The sequence below is a fragment of the Flavobacterium sp. genome, from assembly GCF_036515215.1.
In the GTDB taxonomy this organism is placed as follows: Bacteria; Bacteroidota; Bacteroidia; order Flavobacteriales; family Flavobacteriaceae; genus Flavobacterium.
On the sequence record NZ_DATBVQ010000036.1, the window covers coordinates 1 to 6070 of the forward strand.

The 6070-nt window shown below is 39.3% G+C and carries 5 protein-coding genes and 1 pseudogene; 5 read left to right on the plus strand and 1 reads right to left on the minus strand.

What is annotated here, in order from left to right; genetic code table 11:
* Positions 1-810 precede the first annotated feature (810 nt).
* The 5 genes and pseudogenes from VIH09_RS02845 (at position 811) to VIH09_RS02865 (ending at position 5052) form a co-directional block, all read left to right on the plus strand.
* The gene (locus VIH09_RS02845) at positions 811-2364 is read left to right on the plus strand and encodes a bifunctional response regulator/alkaline phosphatase family protein (protein WP_331577673.1); all 1554 of its coding nucleotides are present in this window, start codon (positions 811-813) and stop codon (positions 2362-2364) included.
* An 86-nt stretch (positions 2365-2450) separates the two neighbouring features.
* A complete protein-coding gene (gene tsaE, locus VIH09_RS02850) occupies positions 2451-2858 on the plus strand; it encodes a tRNA (adenosine(37)-N6)-threonylcarbamoyltransferase complex ATPase subunit type 1 TsaE (RefSeq protein WP_331577675.1) in 408 nt (135 codons plus the stop codon).
* Between the two features lie 18 nt (positions 2859-2876).
* Positions 2877-3350 carry a GNAT family N-acetyltransferase gene (locus tag VIH09_RS02855; protein ID WP_331577677.1) on the plus strand — a complete coding sequence of 158 codons (474 nt, stop codon included), beginning with the start codon at positions 2877-2879 and terminating at the stop codon, positions 3348-3350.
* Positions 3351-3443: 93 nt separating this feature from the next.
* Positions 3444-4643, plus strand: a pseudogene (locus tag VIH09_RS02860) (alanine dehydrogenase).
* Between the two features lie 34 nt (positions 4644-4677).
* The gene (locus tag VIH09_RS02865; protein ID WP_331577679.1) at positions 4678-5052 is read left to right on the plus strand and encodes a DUF4258 domain-containing protein; all 375 of its coding nucleotides are present in this window, start codon (positions 4678-4680) and stop codon (positions 5050-5052) included.
* Between the two features lie 201 nt (positions 5053-5253).
* On the opposite strand, the gene ung is transcribed toward VIH09_RS02865, so the two are convergent.
* Positions 5254-5925, minus strand: a complete 672-nt coding sequence (gene ung, locus VIH09_RS02870) for a uracil-DNA glycosylase (protein ID WP_331577682.1) — start codon at positions 5923-5925, stop codon at positions 5254-5256.
* Positions 5926-6070: the final 145 nt, after the last annotated feature.

The window sequence follows — 6070 nt, forward strand, 5'->3', positions numbered from 1 at the left end:
TAATGGTATGAGTAAAAAAATTAAAATTATTTGAATTAATAGAAATATTGTAAAAGAATAAAAATTTTGAATATACAATATTAGGAATATCAATCTAATAAATTGATCAATAATATACATCCAAGCTGTATATTTAAACTGTAATTTTATTTGAAGTTTTTCAGATAATATATTGCTTTCTTCCATTTTTAATTTTAAATAAATACAAGTTCTTTAATCCACTCCACCAAACCCTTTTTTCCATTTATAAAAAGTGAAAAACTATAGTTATAGAAAAACAACACTCTCTTAGTTTTGTAGATTAAATTGTTTTTTGTGGTTTTCAAATATAGGATTTATTTTATTAAATTTTTTCCTATGTTTTTCAATATCAAATGTAATGCTAGGAAAATTCATTGTTTTACGGTTTCCCTCATTTTGGCACGATTAATCAAAAACCGTCTCAGGAATAATAAACATGATAAGATTCCCAAATCCGCGTGAGGGACGGGAACGGCATCCTTTTTCGTCTTCCCGATACTTCCGTAAAAAAGCAAACTCCAACTGCGAAAAAGATACAGTGGACTGCCCGACCGCAGCTTTTGTGCAGGGCACGCACAAAAATTGCTACAGCGCAATACCCAAGTCAGGCTCCGCTCAATTTCGGCAGCAAGAATGGGTCGTCCTAAATTGAAATAAAAAAGTTTTTTTGGCGTTGTAAAAGAGTCCCATTTAACAGTAAATTTTATAATAATATTAGTATCTCGGCAGCCCAAAAAGCTGTAAATTGCCGCATTGATTACTACTATACATCCCCTTTGATACATTAATATGGACAAAATAAAAATACTTTGGGTCGACGATGAGATCGATTATCTAAAACCCCACATCCTGTTCCTCGAGAAAAAAAACTATAGCGTGACTACCTGCAATAACGGCCGTGACGCGATTGACATATTTGAAAACGAGAATTTTGACATCGTGTTTCTAGACGAGAACATGCCCGGCATGAGCGGCTTGGAAACCCTGTCTGAGATGAAAGAAAAAAAATCTTCCATTCCGATGATTATGATCACCAAAAGTGAGGAGGAATACATCATGGAGGAAGCCATAGGCTCCAAAATTGCCGATTACTTGATCAAACCGGTTAACCCCAACCAGATTCTGTTGAGCTTGAAAAAGAACCTGGACCACTCCCGACTGATTTCGCAAAAAACAACCTTGGATTACCAGAAAGAGTTCAGAAAAATTTCGATGGAAATGTCGATGGTGAATTCTTATGAGGATTGGGTCGAACTGTACAAGAAATTGATTTTTTGGGAGCTTAATCTGGAAAACATCAACGATCATGGGATGATAGAAATTTTGGAATCCCAAAAAGCGGAAGCCAACTCACAGTTCGGGAAGTTTATCGAACGTAATTATGAGGATTGGTTTTTGCCGAAAGCGGACAAACCAATACAATCTCATACCCTTTTCAGAGAATTGGTGGTACCCGAAATCGTAAAGAAAGATAAACCCATTCTTTTTGTGGTGATCGATAATTTGCGTTACGACCAGTGGAAAGTTTTTGAAAGCGAGGTCGCCAATTATTATAAACTGGAAAAGGAAGTGCCCTACTACTCCATTTTACCCACGGCAACCCAATACGCGCGAAACGCGATTTTCTCTGGTTTGACACCGCTCGAAATGGAAAAACAGTTTCCGCAATACTGGAAAAATGACCCCGAAGAAGGCGGTAAAAACCTGTATGAAGCGGAGTTTTTGACGGCGCAACTGAAACGACTGGGACTGAAAATCAAGGAAGACTATTTTAAAATCACCAATTTGGCATCAGGCAAAAAGCTGGTGGAAAATTTCAAGGGGCTAAAGGGCAATGACTTGGTGACGGTGGTTTATAACTTTGTGGATATGCTCTCGCACGCCAAAACAGAGATGGACGTGGTGAAAGAATTGGCATCCGACGACAAGGCATATCGCTCGCTGACGTTGAGCTGGTTTAGGAATTCTCCCCTTTTGGAGATTATCCAACAGGCGCAAAAACTGGGTTTCAAATTGATCTTAACTACAGACCACGGCACCATTAACGTCAAGAACCCTTCGAAAGTGGTGGGCGATAAAAATACCAGCCTGAACTTGAGATACAAAACAGGACGTAGCCTTACTTACGAGTACAAAGACGTTTATGCGGTCAAAGAACCGAAAAAAATAGGTTTGCCTGCCATTAATATGAGTAGTTCTTATATTTTTGCAAAAAACGATTTGTTTCTGGCCTACGTCAACAATTACAACCATTATGTGAGTTATTATAAAAACACTTATCAGCATGGCGGTATTTCGTTGGAGGAGATGATCATTCCGTTTTTGGTTTTTAATCCGAAGTAAGTTTTTGTTTCAGGTTTTACATTGACAATAATATTTGCGGAAAGAAACCTATAATTCATAACTTATAATTCATATTTATTTTGCCCATGGAATTTATTTTTTCATTAGATGAAATTGAAAATGTAGCGCGCAGCGTAGTCGCTGAAAACCCCAATAAAGTGATTCTTTTTCACGGCGAAATGGGTGCGGGAAAGACCACTTTCATTAAACAACTGGCCAAGGAATTGGGCGTGACGGAAGCTACAAGTAGTCCAACCTTTTCTTTAGTTAACGAATACCAAACCACTAATAATCAGACCGTATATCATTTTGATTTTTACAGATTGAAAAACGAAACTGAAGCCTTGGACATGGGCGTCGACGAGTATTTGTATTCGGGCCAATGGTGCTTTATCGAATGGGCAGAACAGATACCAAATCTTGTCCCTGAAACGCATTCGGTTATTTCGATCAAGGAACTTCCTGACGGCAGACGCGCTTTAGAATTAACTTAAATTATAGCCATCGATTTTATGAAATTAGAGAATATTGTTACAATTATCCCTTTCTCCTCAGATTTGAAAGAACCAATAAAAACCCTGAATATTGAATGGCTTAAAAAATATTTTAAAATCGAGCCCAAAGACGAAAAGGTGCTTTCCAACCCTCAGGAGGAAATCATCGACAAAGGCGGTATGATTTTTTATGCCAAATACAATGAAGAGATCGTGGGTACTGTTTCCTTGATGAAAATGAACGATACCGAATTTGAACTGAGCAAAATGGCAGTCACAAATGGTGTTCAGGGCCTTGGTATAGGAAAAAAGCTTATGCAGCATTGTATAGAAATTGCCCTAGAGCACGGCATCGAAAAAATCATTCTGTACTCTAACAGAACTTTAAAGCCGGCTATCCATTTGTATGAGAAATTTGGATTTGAAGAAATTCTTTTGGAGAATGGTGTTTATGAACGGGCGGATATCAAAATGGAAAAAATTATTTCCTGACAAATATTGGCTGGACTTGCATATTTCTATGCATAAAAAAACTTTTTGTTTAATCTTTTTTGCGTATTTTTACCTCTAATCATCCCATTTACAATGTCAATATCATTTACGCCTTTCACAAAACAACAGTTATTGCCTCAGGAAGAAAAGCTGGAGGTAGCGAGAAAAAAAAGCGACCTTTTTATTGGTATACCCAATGAGACCAGTTACCAGGAACGCCGTATTTGCCTCACTCCAGACGCCGTAAACTCCTTGACTTTTAATGGGCATCGAGTGATGATTGAAGCGGGAGCGGGCGAAAGCTCCAGTTATTCGGACAAAGAATACAGTGACGCGGGCGCAGAAATCACAAATGACACCGCAAAAGTTTTTGGCTGCCCGATGATTTTGAAAGTGGGACCTCCTACCCTTGCCGAAATAGGGATGATGAACAATCAGACCATATTGATATCTTCCATTCAACTAAAAACAACGAAAAAAGCCTACTTTGAAGCCTTAAGCAAGAAAAAAATCACTGCCTTGGCTTTTGAATACATAAAAGATGAAGATGGCACCTACCCTGCCGTACGCTCGTAGAGTGAAATTGCGGGGACAGCTTCGGTATTGATCGCCGCCGAATTGATGATTACCAATGAATTCGGAAAAGGACTATTATTCGGTAACATTACAGGCGTACCACCCACCGATGTGGTGATCTTAGGAGCTGGAACAGTGGGCGAATTCGCTGCCAAAGCCGCGATAGGATTGGGCGCAAGCGTAAAAGTTTTTGACAATTCCATTACCAAGTTACGACGCTTACAAAACAACCTGAACCAGCGCATCTTCACTTCAACGATACAGTCCAAATCTTTATTGAAAGCCCTAAGACGTTGCGACGTCGCCATTGGCGCCATGAGTGGCATCGAGCGCTGCCCTGTTGTGGTAACGGAAACAATGGTTGAGCACATGAAAAGAGGTGCGGTGATCGTAGACGTCAGTATTGATACTGGCGGCTGTTTCGAAACCTCAGAGGTAACCACACATGAAAAGCCGACATTCCTAAAAAACAACGTGGTACATTACTGCGTTCCCAATATCCCTGCCCGTTACTCCAAGACGGCTTCACTTTCCATCAGCAACATTATCAGTCCTTTTCTGATGCAAATAGCCGAAGACGGCGGATTAGAAAGCGCCATTAGATGCGATATGGGATTAAAACATGGGGTTTACCTTTACCATGGAATACTAACCAATAAAGTCATTGGCGATTGGTTCGATTTACCCAATAACGACATCAATTTAATTGTGTTTTAAGTAAACTTTCAATTACCTTTGCAAAAAAAAATTCATGAAGTTTGCACAACGTTTTGCCTACTATTTAGTGGGATTAGTAATGGGTCTGTTTTTTTTGGCTATGATTTTTAGTGGAAAAGATACCAGATGCAATTATTTTCCTAATTCCAGAGTATTGAACGATATAAGAAATAAACCCTTCCATTATTCCGAAAAAGCCTCTAAGGTCTTGGCCGAAAAATGGATTGACACCATTGACATAAAAAACACTTTACAGTACGGTGACGTTGACTTTGACAAAAGCAACACCGAATTCAAAAAAGCCAAAATGTACGTCATTGAAGGCAAGACGGTAAAGAACCAAAAAATCATCCTGAAGGTGAGCAACGATGCTGACAAAGCAACCTTGGAAGAGATTATCAAAGAATAGCAATCCCATAATTTGGGCGTGCCAGCAATAAAAAAAGGGGCTAATTATCACTACGGTAATTAGCCCCTTTTTTTATTGCTGTCGGGCTATCCGCGCTACTTCGGTAGCAAGCTTCAAATGAAATTCACTGAACACATATAAAAAATAAATATACGGTGAAGTAATCCCTCACGCAAATCCAGAACGAGCGATAACGCTTTTTTAAAACCAGGAAATCTCCGTTTTCCCCAATTTTTTCAGATAGGCATTTGCCTTGCTAAAATGCTTATTGCCAAACCATTTTCCCTGATTGGCACTCATCGGAGAAGGATGCCCCGATTCCAACACCAGATGCTTGCTACGGTCGATCTTGCTGCCTTTTTTATGTGCAAAAGCGCCCCATAGCAAGAAAACTATGCCTTCATTTTCATCCGAAATCTTCTGTATTACGGCATCGGTAAAAACATTCCATTTCAAATGCTTATGGCTATTGGGACTGTCTTTTCTTACGGTCAGCGCAGCATTCAGCAGCAAAACGCCCTGTTTTGCCCAATCCTCCAAATTGCCCGAAGTAGGCATGAAAATAGAATTCAAATCGTCATTGATTTCCCTGAAAATATTGCGTAACGAAGGCGGTATTTTGACGGCGTCGTTTACCGAAAAGCAAAGCCCATTGGCCTCCCCTTCCCCGTGATAGGGATCTTGGCCAATGACGACCATCTTCAAATTGGAAAAATCGCAATGATTGAAAGCAGAAAAAATCAGGTCCTTGGGCGGGAAACAGCTGTTTTCCATATATTCGCTCTCCACCTGCTCCATCAGCTCAGCGAAATATGGCTTTTGCATCTCGTTGGACAGGATGGATTTCCATTTAGGATTAAGGTTAATTTGCATGGTTAAAAGTTATACCACAAAGATAAGCCAAGATTTAACGCGAAAAAAGCACATTCCAAAAGACACTATATTATACCTCATTTTAATGCGGATTCTTCGTAACTTTGCTTCTTTACCATTTACAATAAAGAATGATATCCATCAC